At 60.4% G+C, this 13,673-nt stretch carries 14 protein-coding genes; 8 read left to right on the top strand and 6 right to left on the bottom strand.

Features of this window, described 5'->3' with window-relative positions:
• Nucleotide 1: 1 nt before the first annotated feature.
• From L8K08_RS02445 to L8K08_RS02435, 3 genes are read right to left on the bottom strand one after another with little or no spacing between them, the layout of a single operon-like run.
• The gene (locus L8K08_RS02445; RefSeq protein ID WP_242194097.1) at nt 2–460 is read right to left on the bottom strand and encodes a tripartite tricarboxylate transporter TctB family protein; all 459 of its coding nucleotides are present in this window, start codon (nt 458–460) and stop codon (nt 2–4) included.
• Between the two features lie 60 nt (nt 461–520).
• Nucleotides 521–1,510, bottom strand: coding sequence for a tripartite tricarboxylate transporter substrate binding protein (locus L8K08_RS02440; RefSeq protein ID WP_242195040.1), 990 nt, complete (start codon nt 1,508–1,510; stop codon nt 521–523).
• Nucleotides 1,511–1,537: 27 nt separating this feature from the next.
• Nucleotides 1,538–2,830, bottom strand: coding sequence for an OprD family porin (locus L8K08_RS02435; protein WP_242194095.1), 1,293 nt, complete (start codon nt 2,828–2,830; stop codon nt 1,538–1,540).
• 235 nt (nt 2,831–3,065) lie between these two features.
• Here L8K08_RS02435 and L8K08_RS02430 point away from each other — a divergent pair, with 235 nt between their 5' ends.
• Together L8K08_RS02430 and L8K08_RS02425 are read left to right on the top strand one after the other, a co-directional pair.
• A complete protein-coding gene (locus L8K08_RS02430) occupies nt 3,066–3,737 on the top strand; it encodes a response regulator (RefSeq protein WP_083359659.1) in 672 nt (223 codons plus the stop codon).
• A complete protein-coding gene (locus tag L8K08_RS02425; protein WP_242194093.1) occupies nt 3,730–5,115 on the top strand; it encodes a sensor histidine kinase in 1,386 nt (461 codons plus the stop codon). Before L8K08_RS02430 ends, L8K08_RS02425 begins: the two co-directional genes overlap by 8 nt.
• Here the strand turns inward: L8K08_RS02425 and L8K08_RS02420 are convergent, their stop codons facing one another.
• Together L8K08_RS02420 and L8K08_RS02415 are read right to left on the bottom strand one after the other, a co-directional pair.
• Nucleotides 5,116–5,943, bottom strand: a complete 828-nt coding sequence (locus tag L8K08_RS02420) for an HDOD domain-containing protein (RefSeq protein WP_242194091.1) — start codon at nt 5,941–5,943, stop codon at nt 5,116–5,118.
• A gap of 36 nt (nt 5,944–5,979) precedes the next feature.
• Nucleotides 5,980–6,921 (bottom strand): folate-binding protein YgfZ, encoded by a 942-nt coding sequence (locus L8K08_RS02415; RefSeq protein WP_242194089.1) that lies wholly within the window; start codon nt 6,919–6,921, stop codon nt 5,980–5,982.
• 140 nt (nt 6,922–7,061) lie between these two features.
• On the opposite strand from L8K08_RS02415, the gene L8K08_RS02410 reads away from it, so the two are divergent.
• Together L8K08_RS02410 and L8K08_RS02405 are read left to right on the top strand one after the other, a co-directional pair.
• A complete protein-coding gene (locus tag L8K08_RS02410; RefSeq protein WP_014717362.1) occupies nt 7,062–7,316 on the top strand; it encodes a succinate dehydrogenase assembly factor 2 in 255 nt (84 codons plus the stop codon).
• Entirely contained in the window at nt 7,300–7,746 is a 447-nt protein-coding gene (locus L8K08_RS02405) for a protein YgfX (RefSeq protein ID WP_242194087.1), read from the top strand. Before L8K08_RS02410 ends, L8K08_RS02405 begins: the two co-directional genes overlap by 17 nt.
• Here L8K08_RS02405 and nadB read toward each other — a convergent pair.
• The gene (gene nadB, locus L8K08_RS02400; protein WP_242194085.1) at nt 7,715–9,331 is read right to left on the bottom strand and encodes an L-aspartate oxidase; all 1,617 of its coding nucleotides are present in this window, start codon (nt 9,329–9,331) and stop codon (nt 7,715–7,717) included. The genes L8K08_RS02405 and nadB overlap by 32 nt on opposite strands.
• 463 nt (nt 9,332–9,794) lie before the next feature.
• Between nadB and rpoE the strand changes: the two genes are divergently transcribed.
• The 4 genes from rpoE (at nt 9,795) to L8K08_RS02380 (ending at nt 13,649) form a co-directional block, all read left to right on the top strand.
• Nucleotides 9,795–10,376: an RNA polymerase sigma factor RpoE gene (rpoE, locus tag L8K08_RS02395; RefSeq protein WP_003172477.1), complete on the top strand. Its 582-nt coding sequence runs from the start codon at nt 9,795–9,797 to the stop codon at nt 10,374–10,376.
• Nucleotides 10,377–10,408: 32 nt separating this feature from the next.
• Nucleotides 10,409–10,996, top strand: coding sequence for an RseA family anti-sigma factor (locus L8K08_RS02390; protein WP_003172479.1), 588 nt, complete (start codon nt 10,409–10,411; stop codon nt 10,994–10,996).
• Between the two features lie 16 nt (nt 10,997–11,012).
• Nucleotides 11,013–11,975 carry a MucB/RseB C-terminal domain-containing protein gene (locus tag L8K08_RS02385; protein WP_145162893.1) on the top strand — a complete coding sequence of 321 codons (963 nt, stop codon included), beginning with the start codon at nt 11,013–11,015 and terminating at the stop codon, nt 11,973–11,975.
• A 234-nt stretch (nt 11,976–12,209) separates the two neighbouring features.
• Nucleotides 12,210–13,649 carry a DegQ family serine endoprotease gene (locus L8K08_RS02380; RefSeq protein WP_242194083.1) on the top strand — a complete coding sequence of 480 codons (1,440 nt, stop codon included), beginning with the start codon at nt 12,210–12,212 and terminating at the stop codon, nt 13,647–13,649.
• Nucleotides 13,650–13,673: the final 24 nt, after the last annotated feature.

The raw sequence follows: 13,673 nt of genomic DNA, 5'->3' as shown, positions 1-13,673 counted from the left end.
ATCAGTTCTCCAGAACTTCAAGCAGGCCGAGGGGCAGCGGTACATCCATGGCTTTGTCGAACAGCAGGTAAAGACCGATTGCCATCAAGGTGACGATCACCACGCTGGGTAACCAGCGGCCGCCATACAGGCGCGCCATCGGGATGCCGATCAGCATGCTGCTGAGGATGAAGCCCAGAGGCTCGAACGTGCCGGCAAACACGATCAACAGCGCCACGCAGATGCCGATCTTGATCAGCGTGTCGCGGTCCAGGGCCGGTTCTTCTTCGGTGTGCTTGGTGGGCTGTGGGCGAAACAGCATGTAGATCAGGCCCAGGCTCATCAGCCCGAGCATCAGCAGCGGGTAGGCGCGAGGCCCGACCGGCTCGTAGGAAAACGCCGCCTGATACGGCCACGCCATCAGCGCGAGGCCGGCGCAGACCAGCAGCATGACTGAGGCGAAAATGCGTTGTAAGAGCATGTGAAACTCCTGGGCCGCGCCGCCCGTCGAGGAGGGCGCGGCCGTGCAAAAGAGGGGCGATTACTGGATCAGGCCGAACTCTTTGGCCAGCACTTTGTAGTCAGCCACCTGTTTCTTCACGTAGGTGTCCAGCTCCGGGCCGGTCATGGCGAACGGGAACAGCTCACGCTGGTCACGCAGCTTGGCGAACTCGTCGGAGGCCAGCAGTTTGTCGAACGCGTCTTTCCACCACGCGTAGTCGGCATCGCTGACTTTTGGCCCGAGGTAGAAGCCGCGTACCACCGGCCAGACGATGTCGTAGCCTTGCTCTTTGGCGGTCGGAATGTTCTTCATTTCCGGCTCGTCCAGGCGCTCTTCGGCAAACACGGCGAGCAGGCGCATGTCGCCGCTGAGGATGTGCGGCATGGAGTCGGAGATGTCGGTACTGCCCACCTGGATATGACCGCCGAGCAGTGCGGTGGCGATTTCACCGCCGCCTTCGAGTGCCACATAACGCAGGTCGCGCGGGTTGATACCGGCAGCCTTGGCGATCAGTGCGGTTTGCATCCAGTCCTGGCTGCCGACGGTGCCGCCAGAACCGATAACGACGCTGCCCGGATCTTTCTTCAGGGCTTTGACCAGATCGTCGAGGTTTTTGTAGGGCGAATCGGCTTTCACCGCGATGGCGCCGTAGCTGGTGCCGACGGCGGCGAGCCAGCGCACGGCGTTTTCATCAAAGCGACCGAACTTGCCTTGGGCCAGGTTCAGCAGCGAACCGCTGGACCAGGCTACCAGCGTGCCAGCGTCCGCCGGGCGTTGAGCGACCACCGCGTTATAGGCCACCGCGCCCACGCCACCTGGCATGTAGGTGACGCGCATCGGCTTGCTCAGCAACTTTTCGTTGACCAGCGCGCTTTGCGCCAGTTTGCAGGTCAGGTCAAAGCCACCGCCGGGCGAGGCCGGGGCGATGCACTCCGGGCGCTTGGGTTCGTCGGCGGCCAACAGTTGGCCGGCGAACAGCATGCAGCCGGCGGCGAGGGCCAATTTACGCAGTGAATAGGTCATGTTTATCTCCGTCGTTGTTGTTATGAGTTGCGACTACCAAAGCGCAATGCTGTAGCTCACCAGCACGCGCACTTCGTCGGCATCACGTGCCGAATAGTTGGAGCGGTAGGTGGCGTTACGCAGGCGCAGGGCGACATCCTTGAGCGTGCCGCTTTGCACCACGTAGCGGATCTCGCTGTTGCGCTCCCACTCCTTGCCGGTCTCGCCGTTGCGAAGCCTGATGTTGTCACCCGACAGGTAACGGCTCATGAAACTCAGGCCGGGAATGCCCAACTTGGCGAAGTCATAGTCGTAGCGCGCCTGCCAGGAGCGCTCCTGTGCGCCGGCAAAGTCGTTGATCTGCACGAAGTTGACCAGGTACGGGTCGCTGCCATCCACGTAAGGAAAGGCGCTGTCGCCGGACATGTGCTGGTAGCCGGCGCTGAGCTTATGGCCATTGAGGGCATAGCTGAACAGGCCGTTGAGCGATGTGTTGTCGATGTTGCCGCCGCGGGCGCTGCCGGTGTCATCACTGATGGCCAGGCGCAGGTCGGCGCCGAAAGTGCCGGGGCCCATTGGGCGTGAGGCCACAAGGCCCAGGAAGTGCTGGCGGTACACGTCGTCGAGCTGGGCGAAGTGGTAGCTGCCGGTGATCTTGTCGGCAAACGTGTAGTCCACGCCGCCGAAGTTGAAGTGCTTGCCAGTGGCGCCGCTGACGAAGCGGCTGTTTTTGTTGTTGAGGGCGATGTCTTCGTAGCTGGTGTCGTCACGGTCCTTGGCCTTGTCCAGACGGCCGCCGGTGAACACCAGGTTCTTGAATTCTTTGGAGGTCAGCAGGCCGCCGTTGAAGGTCTGCGGCAGGATGCGCCCGTCGTTGGGCTTGAGGATCGGCAGTTCGGGGATCAGCGCGCCGATTTTCAGTTCGGTGGCGGAGATCTTCACTTTGCCGGTCAGGCCCAGCTTGGAGTATTCGTTGGCGGCGCGGCCGTCGTCGTGGGTCGGCAACAGGCCGGTGCCGGTGCGGTCGGGGCTGGAGTCGAGCTTGACTCCAAGCATGCCCAACGCATCCACGCCAAACCCGACAGTGCCATCGGTGTAGCCCGATTGCAGGTTGAGCATGAACCCCTGGGCCCATTCGTCACGCTTGGATTGCTGGGCACTGGTACCGTCGCGAAAGTCGCGGTTGAAGTACATATTGCGGGTTTCAAGGGTGGCGCTGCTGTCTTCGAAGAAGGCAGCCTGGCTCAGTGGCGAAAAGCCGGCAAGGGCGGTGGCACTGGCAAGGGCGGTCTGGGCAAGGCGAGAAAAACGAACAGGCGGGCAAGCCTGTGGCTGTGTCGACAGCATCGTTGTGTACTCCGTTATTGTTCTTATTTTTGCGAAAACGCTTCGAGGCGTTTTTCTGGCACTACGGATTAGGTAGCTCGGCGGGCATGACCCACCGTGGCTGGATGCTAAAGGGCGAAGCTTTCACTAACCTTTCAGTTGCCTTTCAATGTTTTCGGGCTTCACAGGGCAGGCGGCGCCTGTAAACTGCCCCGCAAAGCGTGGCGTCGACCATGCCCGAATGAGGTGAAAATCCATGCGTGTCCTCCTGGTTGAAGACCATCTGCAACTCGCCGAAAGTGTCGCCCAGGCGCTCAAGAGCACGGGTTTGACTGTCGACGTGTTGCACGATGGCGTGGCCGCGGACCTGGCCTTGAACAGCGAGGAATATGCGGTGGTGATCCTCGACGTGGGGCTGCCGCGCATGGACGGTTTTGAAGTGTTGGCGCGTCTGCGCGCGCGTGGGAAAAATCTGCCTGTGTTGATGTTGACGGCGCGCAGTGATGTGAAAGACCGCGTGCACGGCCTGAACCTGGGCGCCGATGACTACCTTGCCAAGCCATTTGAGTTGACCGAGCTGGAAGCGCGGGTCAAAGCGCTGTTGCGCCGCAGCGTCTTGGGGGGTGAGCGCCAGCAAGCGTGCGGCGTGCTGGTCTACGACCTCGATACCCGGCGTTTCACCGTGGGTGGTGAACTGCTGACGTTGACTTCCCGCGAGCAAGCGGTGCTGGAAGCGCTGATCGCACGCCCTGGTCGGGTAATGAGCAAGGAGCAATTGGCGTCGCAGGTGTTCGGCCTGGATGAAGAGGCCAGCCCCGACGCCATCGAAATCTACGTGCACCGCCTGCGCAAGAAGCTCGACGGCCAGCCTATCGCCATCGTGACTTTCCGTGGCCTTGGCTATCTGCTGGAAGCCCGCGATGCATAAGCCCAGCAGCCTGCGCTGGCGCCTGCTGTGGAACCTGGCGCTGTTGCTGGTGGTATTGATGCTCGCCAGCGGCATGAGCGCCTACTGGAATGGGCGCGAAGCCGCCGACACCGCTTACGACCGCACCTTGCTGGCGTCAGCGCGCACCATCGCCGCCGGCTTGACCCAGGTGGATGGCACCCTGAGCGCGAATGTGCCTTATGTGGCGCTGGACACCTTTGCCTACGACAGCGCCGGGCGTATTTACTATCAGGTCAATGACATTGATCGCAAGCTGATCTCCGGTTACGAAAACCTCCCCGGCCCGCCGCCGGGCACGCCGCGCACGGACGACTACCCGGCGCTGGCGCGGTTTTACAACGCCACCTACCAGGGCCAGCATGTACGCGTGGTGAGTTTGCTCAAGGCTGTCTCCGAACCGAACATGAATGGCATGGCCGAAATTCGCGTTGCAGAAACCGATGAAGCGCGCGAAAGCATGGCCCGTAGCCTGCTGGCCGACACCTTGCTGCGCCTTGGGATGTTGGCCGTCGGCGCATTGTTGCTGGTGTGGTTTGCCGTCAGCGCGGCGCTGCGTCCGCTGGAGCGCTTGCGCACTGCCGTTGAGGAGCGTCAGCCCGACGACTTGCGGCCATTGCCGTTGGTCGAAGTGCAGCATGAGTTCGGTCCTCTGGTGCGCTCCCTCAATCACTTCACCGAGCGCCTGCGCGGCCAGTTCGAGCGCCAGGCGCAGTTTATCGCCGACGCCGCCCACGAATTGCGCACCCCGCTGGCGGCACTGAAGGCGCGTTTGGAACTCGGCCTGCGCAGCGACGCCCCGGCGACGTGGCGCAGCACCCTGGAAACTGCCGCCCAAGGCACCGACCGTCTCACCCATTTGGCCAACCAACTGCTGTCGCTGGCACGCATTGAAAACGGCGCGCGAGCGATTGCCGAAGGCGGGGCGCAATTGCTCGACCTCAGCCAACTGGCGCGGGAATTGGGCATGGCCATGGCGCCGCTGGCGCATGCGCGCGGCGTTGCGCTGGCGTTGGAGGCGGATGAGCCGGTGTGGCTGCGGGGCGAGCCGACCTTGTTGAACGAGTTGCTGAGCAACCTGGTCGATAACGCCCTGGCCCACACACCGCCCGGAGGCAACGTGATTTTGCGGGTCACGGCGCCCGCGATTCTGGAGGTGGAAGATGATGGCCCGGGCATCCCGCTGGATGAGCGGGACCGGGTATTCGAGCGTTTCTACCGCCGCAGCCAACAGGGCATGGGCTCAGGTTTGGGGCTGGCGATTGTCGGTGAGATCTGCCGCGCACACTTGGCGCAGATCAGTCTGCATGACGGCGAGTTGGCGGGGTTGAAGGTGCGCGTGAGTTTTATCGCGGGTTGATCAGTAAAACATCGAGCGCGCTTCTTCCAGCTCGGCACGCAGGGCATTGCTGTAGGGGTCGACGCGCAGCTTCTGGATCGCCGGCAGGCTGGCAACCGATACATTCGCCAGCGGATGATCGGTGCCCCGGTGGCAATACAGCACGGCGACTTGCACCAGGTCGATGTAGTCCAGGCTCGCGGAGTCGCGTTCCAGGTCCAGGTATTGCCCTGGCAGCTTCGCGAGCATCTCCGGAAAATCCCAGTCACCCAGCAGTTTGTCGCCCAACAGCGGGTGAATGCTCTCTATCACGTGGTTGAGGCTGACCGGGTCGGAGAGCAGTTCGTAACGGTCTTCGGCATAGGCGAGGATCGGCAGCACGCCAATCTGATGCACCAGACCGCCGAGCGCTGCCTGGTCAGGTTTCAGCTGGCTGTGGCTGTGGCTGCGGCACAAGGCATAGCTCACACCTGCTACTTCCAGGCTGCGGCGCCACACTTCGCGCATTTTCAAATCGACGACTTCGGAACGGGCGTGGAAGATCTGCTCCATCACCAGGCCAATGGCCAGGTTGCTGCTGTAGTTGGTGCCCAGCCGGGTGATGGCGGTATGCAGGTCGGTGACTTCCTGGGTCGCGCGCATCAGCGGGCTGTTGACCACTTTGATCAGGCGTGCCGACAGGGCGGTATCGCGAGCGATCACTTTGCTCAAGTGGCTGATGCTGATTTCCGGGTCTTCGGCGGCCTGACGTATGTTCAGGGCCACTTCCGGTAATGTCGGCAGAACCAGGTCATCGTTGTCGATGGCCGTCACTAAAGCCTGTTGGACTTTTTCCGCCAGCTTGTTCATTCATGTTCTCTAGGGTGCTGCAAAAAAGTGCGGCGATTAACGCTGGATCTCTTTATCGCGATCCAGTTGGTAAGGCAGATCGAGCAACTGCAAGCCCGGGCCTTCCAGGGTGCCTAAGTGCACATCGCCACTGTCGGCAGCTTCGGCCTGCAGCACGGCCAGAAGTTCCACGCATTGGTCAGCTTTTGCTGCAATCACCACCTCACCGATAGCACTGTTGTGGCTGGGCGCGAACAGCGGGGTGCCTGGCTCGGGCAATTCGGTTGCATCAAGGCTCAAGCGATACAGGCGACGCTTGAGTTTGCCCAGGTATTGCATGCGCGCGACGATTTCCTGGCCGGTGTAGCAGCCTTTCTTGAAGCTGACGCCGCCGACGGCCTGCAGGTTGAGCATCTGCGGGATAAACAGTTCGCGGGTCTGAGGCATGACCTGGCCGATGCCGGCGCGGATCTGGCCCAGCAGCCATTGATTCAAGTCAGCAGGTTGCAGCTGTGTGGCCAACTGAGCGCGCACGGCTTCGGCGTGTTCGACGGGCACCCAGAGTTCGCTGCGGCCAGGGGAAACGCGAATGGCGATCAATGTGTCGCTGCGCGTTACGCTGTCGGTCTCGGCAGGCAGCTCAAGGCCAAGGGAGGCGAGGGCCTGATCCGCGTTCGACAGGCCGAAACGCACCCAGGCGGCGCTTTCGTCGGTGAGTTTGGATTTGGAGAACACCGCGTATTTTTTCAAATCTGCCAGTTGCGGTTCGAGCAGTTCGCTGGCCATGGCCAGGAGTACGCCGTCGCCTTGCAGCAGGATGCGAAAGCTCGACTGCATGCGGCCTTTTTGTGTGCAGCGAGCGCCGAGGCTCGCCTGGGTGTCACTCAGGTAATTGAGGTTGCAGGTCAGTTGCCCTTGCAGGAACTTGGCAGCGTCGGCGCCGCGGACGGCAAGCACGCCTTCGTGTGACAAGGGGCAGAAAAAAGCGGAGTCAGCCATGGGTCATCGCAGGTCAAAAAGTCATGGGTGCATCATAGAGGGGCGCCCGGCAAATGGATAGTTTCCGTATGGTGCGACCAAAGCCGACTGGTCCGGTGCTGTCGGGCCTGTATACTTGCGCTCTATTTGAGGAGCGCTCCATGGTCGAAGATGTAGAAATCAATCGCCTCTACTGGCACAGCCGTCGCGGCATGCTGGAGTTGGATGTGTTGCTGGTGCCTTTCACCAAAGAGGTGTACGCGACGCTCAATCAGGTGGACCGCGACCTCTACGTCAGGCTGCTGACTTGCGAAGATCAGGACATGTTCGGCTGGTTCATGGAACGCGCCGAATCTGAAGATCCGGAGCTGCAGCGCATGGTTCGGATGATTCTGGATCGTGTCCAGCCCAAGTAATCGCTTCGAATGCCGCTGGCAGGCCTCACGGCTATTGCTGGCGGCCTATCTGCTTGCCCAGCTGTTCGCGTTGGGCGCCTTGCTGCTTGGGGATCTACCGTTCTACGGCCTCGGCATTCTGTTGTGTCTGGCTCACGCCGTGTGGGTTTTGCCGCGTCATATCCTGTTAAACCACCGTTCGTCGATTCGTGGTCTGCGCCGAGACGAAGACGGCTGGCAGCTATTTTGTGATGAGCGCGGCTGGCACCCTGTGCAACTGCGTCCCGACAGCCTGGCATTACCGTTGATCGTGGTGCTGCGCTATCGGGTGCAGGGAGAATGGCGGGTGCGTTCGATCTGCGTGCCCAGGGACGCGCAGGCCGCCGACGTGCATCGGCGCCTGCGGGTTCGCTTGAAGTTCAGCCGCCGTAGGTGGCTGGCACCAGAATAGTGTCCCGGGCCTCGGGCAGCATCTGCGGGTAGTCGAGGGTGTAGTGCAGGCCGCGGCTCTCCTTGCGCTCCATGGCAGAGCGGATCATCAGTTCCGCCACCTGCGCCAGGTTGCGCAATTCGATCAGGTCACGGCTGACTTTATAGTTGCTGTAGAACTCGTCGATCTCGTCCAGCAGCAACCGCACGCGGTGTTGAGCGCGTTGCAGGCGCTTGTTGGTGCGCACGATCCCCACGTAGTCCCACATGAAGCGGCGCAGCTCATCCCAGTTGTGGGCGATGATCACGTCTTCGTCCGAGTCGGTGACCTGGCTGGCGTCCCAGCGGGGCAGGGCGGCGGGTACCGGGATGCGGGGCAGTTGTTCGAGGATGTCGGCGGCGGCGGAGCGGGCGTAGACGAAGCATTCGAGCAGCGAGTTGCTGGCCATGCGGTTGGCGCCGTGCAGGCCGGTGAAGCTGGTTTCGCCGATCGCATACAGGCCAGGCACGTCGGTGCGGCCGTGTTGGTCCACCACCACACCGCCGCAGGTGTAATGCGCGGCCGGCACTACCGGGATCGGGCCTTGGGTGATGTCGATGTTGAACGCCAGGCAGCGCTCGTAGACGGTGGGGAAATGGGTCTTGATGAAGGCTTCGGGCTTGTGGCTGATGTCCAGGTAGACGCAGTCGATGCCCAGGCGCTTCATCTCGTGGTCGATGGCGCGGGCGACAATATCCCGCGGCGCGAGCTCAGCGCGAGGGTCGAAGCGTTGCATGAAGCGCTCGCCATTTGGCAGTTTCAGGTGCGCACCTTCACCGCGCAGGGCTTCGGTGATCAGGAAGCTCTTGGCCTGCGGGTGATAAAGGCAGGTGGGGTGGAACTGGTTGAATTCCAGATTCGCGACGCGGCAGCCCGAACGCCACGCCATGGCAATGCCATCGCCGCAGGCACCGTCGGGGTTGCTGGTATAGAGATAAACCTTGGCTGCGCCGCCCGAGGCGAGAATGGTGAAGCGCGCGCCGTAGGTGTCGACTTCGCCGCTGGCGCGGTTGAGCACGTAGGCGCCGAGGCAGCGTTCGCCTGCCAGGCCCAGGCGCTTTTCGGTGATCAGGTCGACGGCTACCCGTTGTTCCAACAGCTCGATGTTGGGGCGTTGGCGGGCCTGCTCGAGAAGGGTTTTGAAAATGGCGGCACCGGTGGCGTCAGCCGCATGGATGATGCGGCGATGGCTGTGACCGCCTTCGCGGGTCAGGTGGAATTCAAATCCGCCGTCGTCGCTGCCGGCATGCTCGTCGCGGGTGAAGGGCACGCCCTGGTCGATCAGCCATTGGATAGCTTCGCGGCTGTGCTCGACGGTGAAGCGTACGGCGTCTTCGTTGCACAGGCCGCCGCCGGCGTTAAGGGTGTCTTCGACGTGGGATTGCACGGTGTCAGTGTCGTCCAGAACTGCCGCGACGCCGCCCTGGGCCCAGAATGTCGAGCCGTTGGCCAGATCGCCTTTGCTCAGGACTGCAATGCGCAAGTGGCTGGGGAGCGTCAGCGCCAGGCTCAAGCCGGCCGCGCCACTACCGATCACCAGGACATCGTGTTGAAACTGTTGGCTCATTAGCAGGATTCCGCAAAAAGCGATCCAAAGGGGTGGCGCGAACAGGACGCCTGGATCGGCGAATCAAAGGGTCACACGGGCCACTAGTATATAGAGGGGGGGAGCGGCACAATAGCCGGGCATTCGTGGCAATGTGAGATTACGGTGCGCAGCTTGGGTAAAATCGGCTGGTTATTGAGACGGGAACTTTTTGCATAAGCCCTGACTCAATAGCAGGTTGCCCGAAAGCTGGGAAAACGTTGAGTTTATTGGCCCGTCGGGAGCATTGGACGCGTCAGAAAACCGGCGACAAGATTATTCGCGCAGCCGGCAATGCCCGTGCTGCGTTTTTCGTGTGTGCCAAATCAGTGCGCGCCGGAAACTTGCTTGGAGGGGGAGAACTTTTGCGAAAAGTCCGAGTCTATGTTTGCAAGCCTGATCGTTTAGTTATGCAAGCCTCCTCCAAGTACAACGAGGAGTGTTCATGCTAACCCAGGAAGAGGATCAGCAGCTGGTCGAGCGCGTTCAACGCGGCGACAAGCGAGCATTTGATCTGCTAGTGCTGAAATACCAGCACAAAATTCTCGGGTTGATCGTGCGTTTTGTGCACGACACCCATGAAGCGCAGGACGTTGCACAGGAAGCCTTTATCAAGGCGTACCGTGCACTTGGCAACTTCCGCGGTGATAGTGCGTTTTATACGTGGCTGTACCGCATCGCCATTAACACGGCGAAGAACTATCTGGTGTCTCGCGGCCGCCGCCCACCGGACAGTGATGTAAGTTCAGAAGATGCAGAATTTTATGATGGTGATCACGGCCTCAAAGATCTCGAGTCGCCGGAGCGTGCATTGCTGCGCGACGAGATTGAAGGCACCGTTCATCGCACAATTCAGCAACTTCCAGAAGATTTGCGTACGGCGTTAACTTTACGTGAATTCGATGGTCTGAGTTACGAAGACATTGCGAGCGTCATGCAGTGTCCGGTGGGGACTGTAAGGTCACGGATTTTCCGGGCCCGGGAAGCCATCGATAAAGCCTTGCAACCGTTGTTGCAGGAAAACTAAAGACAGCGGCGACAGCCAAGAGAGGAACCGCCATGAGTCGTGATGCCCTGCAGGAATCGCTGTCCGCAGTGATGGATAACGAAGCGGATGAACTGGAACTTCGTCGAGTGCTCAATGCATTTGATGATGCCGAAACCCGTGATACCTGGTCTCGTTACCAAGTCGCTCGGGCGGTGATGCACAAGGATCTTCTAATCCCTCGTCTGGATATTGCTGCGGCCGTTTCTGCTGCGCTGGCTGATGAAGCCGTTCCGGCAAAAGCTGCTCGTGGTCCATGGCGTAGCCTGGGTCGTTTGGCAGTAGCTGCTTCGGTAACTGTTGCCGTGCTGGCCGGTGTTCGCCTGTACAACCAGGACGAAATAGCCGGTGCCGAACTGGCCCAACAGACTCAGCAACCGGTCATGGCCGGTCCGCAAGTCAAAGGTCCAGCAGTGCTGGCCGGCTATAAGGAAAGCTCCGATACCACCGGCCCTATGGCTAACGGTGTACTTCAAGGGCAATCCGGCTGGCAGGATCAGCGTCTTCCAGGCTACCTGCGCCAACACGCACAGGAATCGGCTTTGAAAGGCACTGAAAGCGCTCTGCCATACGCTCGTGCAGCAAGTCTGGAAAACCGCTAAACCGTTAAGGAGCCCTATGCGCGCCATACCGCTCCTTACGCTTTTGCTCAGTGGTTGTTTTGCACTATCCGCCCATGCCGACGAAGCCCAAGACTGGCTGACTCGACTTGGGCGTGCAGAACAGCAGCAAAGCTTCGAAGGTACGTTTGTCTACGAGCGTAACGGCAGTTTCTCTACCCACGATATCTGGCACCGTATTCAAGACGGGCATGTCCGTGAGCGGCTCTTGCAACTCGACGGATCAGCTCAGGAATTGGTGCGGGTAGACGGTCGAACCCAATGCGTCAGTGGCGCTCTGGTTGCCGGCCTGGGTAATTCGCCCGAAGCGCCATCGCGCGCCCTTGATCCGCAAAAACTCACTCAACTCTACGAATTGGCCGTCATTGGCAAATCTCGCGTGGCCGGTCGAAATGCGGTGATTATCTCGATCACGCCGCGCGATCAGTATCGGTATGGTTTCGAGTTGCACCTTGATCGTCAAACTGCGTTGCCGCTCAAATCCTTGTTACTTAATGAACAGGGACAATTGTTGGAGCGTTTCCAGTTCACTCGACTGAACACGTCGGTCGCGCTCTCTGACCGAGACTTGCAGCCCAGCGGTGATTGCGCACCTATCGCGCTTGCCAATAGCAAGGCGCCTGAAATCCCCGCCACCCATGCGTGGCACTTGGATTGGCTGCCTCCGGGGTTTCAGCTCACCAGCAGTACTGCACGCAAAGATACCCAGACCAAGTCCACGGTCGATAGCCTGATGTACGACGATGGGCTGGCACGTTTTTCGGTGTTTCTTGAGTCGACCGATGGTGCCAGCGTGAGCGAAACCCGTACTCAGCTGGGCCCGACCGTTGCCGTATCGCGCCGCTTGAACACGGTAGAGGGTGAAGTGATGGTGACCGTTGTGGGCGAAATCCCCATCGGCACTGCCGAACGCATCGCGCTGTCGGTGCGCGGTGAAAAAACCGCTGCCGCAAAGCCGTGAGTCGTTAATCCTATGTTCATCCTGACCTTTCAATGTGAGCCTGTGCTTGGTTGGAGGCTGGAAGCATGAAACTTCAGGATCAGTATTTTCACTTGCAAAAAATCCCCATGTTTTTTATAGGTCAGGGCTTGTCGGCCCTGGCCTTGTTTTGTTCGCGGAACAAAGATGTCGGTCGCACTTTTCGGCGTTTCTTGAACCCTGTCGCTCAACCCTGCTCGTCGTAACGGGAGCTGTATGTCGATACCACGTTTGAAGTCTTACCTATCCATAGTCGCCACGGTGCTGGTGCTGGGTCAGGCCGTGCCCGCGCAAGCGGCCGAATTGCCTGACTTCACCCAGCTGGTGGAGCAGGCCTCGCCTGCCGTGGTGAACATCAGTACCACGCAAAAACTGCCGGATCGCAAAGTCTCGAACCAGCAGATGCCCGATCTTGAAGGCCTGCCGCCAATGCTGCGCGAGTTCTTCGAGCGTGGCATGCCGCAACAGCGTTCCCCGCGTGGCGGCGGCGGTGGTCAGCGTGAGGCACAGTCCTTGGGCTCGGGCTTCATCATCTCGCCTGACGGCTACATCCTCACCAACAACCACGTGATTGCCGACGCCGACGAGATTCTTGTGCGCCTGGCGGATCGCAGTGAGTTGAAAGCCAAGCTGATCGGCACCGACCCACGTTCCGACGTGGCCTTGCTGAAAATCGACGGCAAAGATTTGCCGGTACTGAAACTGGGTAAATCCCAGGACCTGAAAGCCGGCCAGTGGGTAGTAGCGATCGGTTCACCGTTCGGCTTTGACCATACCGTCACCCAGGGCATCGTCAGTGCCATTGGCCGCAGCTTGCCAAATGAAAACTACGTGCCATTCATCCAGACCGACGTGCCGATCAACCCGGGTAACTCCGGCGGTCCGCTGTTCAACCTGGCGGGCGAAGTGGTCGGGATCAACTCGCAGATTTATACCCGCTCCGGTGGCTTCATGGGGGTGTCCTTTGCTATTCCGATTGACGTGGCCATGGACGTTTCCAACCAGCTCAAGAGCGGTGGCAAGGTCAGCCGTGGCTGGTTGGGCGTAGTGATCCAGGAAGTGAACAAGGACCTGGCTGAGTCGTTCGGTCTCGATAAGCCGGCCGGTGCCCTGGTCGCCCAGATCCAGGACGACGGCCCGGCTGCCAAAGGTGGCCTGCAAGTCGGTGACGTGATCCTGAGCATGAATGGCCAACCGATCATCATGTCGGCTGACCTGCCGCACTTGGTCGGTGCACTCAAGGCCGGCAGCAAAGCCAAGCTGGAAGTGATTCGTGATGGCAAGCGCCAGACCGTTGAGCTGACCGTTGGTGCGATCCCGGAAGAGGGCGCCACCCTGGACGCTCTGGGCAACGCCAAACCGGGTGCCGAGCGCAGCAGCAATCGCCTGGGCATTGCCGTGGCTGAGCTGACTGATGAGCAGAAGAAAAGCTTCGACCTTAAAAGTGGCGTAGTGATCAAGGAAGTGCAGGACGGCCCTGCCTCTCTGATTGGCCTGCAGCCAGGTGACGTGATCACTCACCTGAACAATCAGGCCATCGACTCCACCAAGCAGTTCACCGACATCGCCAAGGCGCTGCCGAAGAACCGTTCGGTGTCGATGCGTGTCTTGCGTCAAGGGCGTGCGAGCTTCATTACCTTCAAGCTGGCCGAGTAACTTCCAGGCCAATAAAAAGCCCCG

Source organism: Pseudomonas sp. TREG-RG-20F-10-E-6-01, from assembly GCF_022662455.1.
GTDB lineage: Bacteria > Pseudomonadota > Gammaproteobacteria > Pseudomonadales > Pseudomonadaceae > Aquipseudomonas.
The sequence above is the reverse complement of the archived record's forward strand: the minus strand, read 5'-3'. Positions and strand labels throughout refer to the sequence as shown.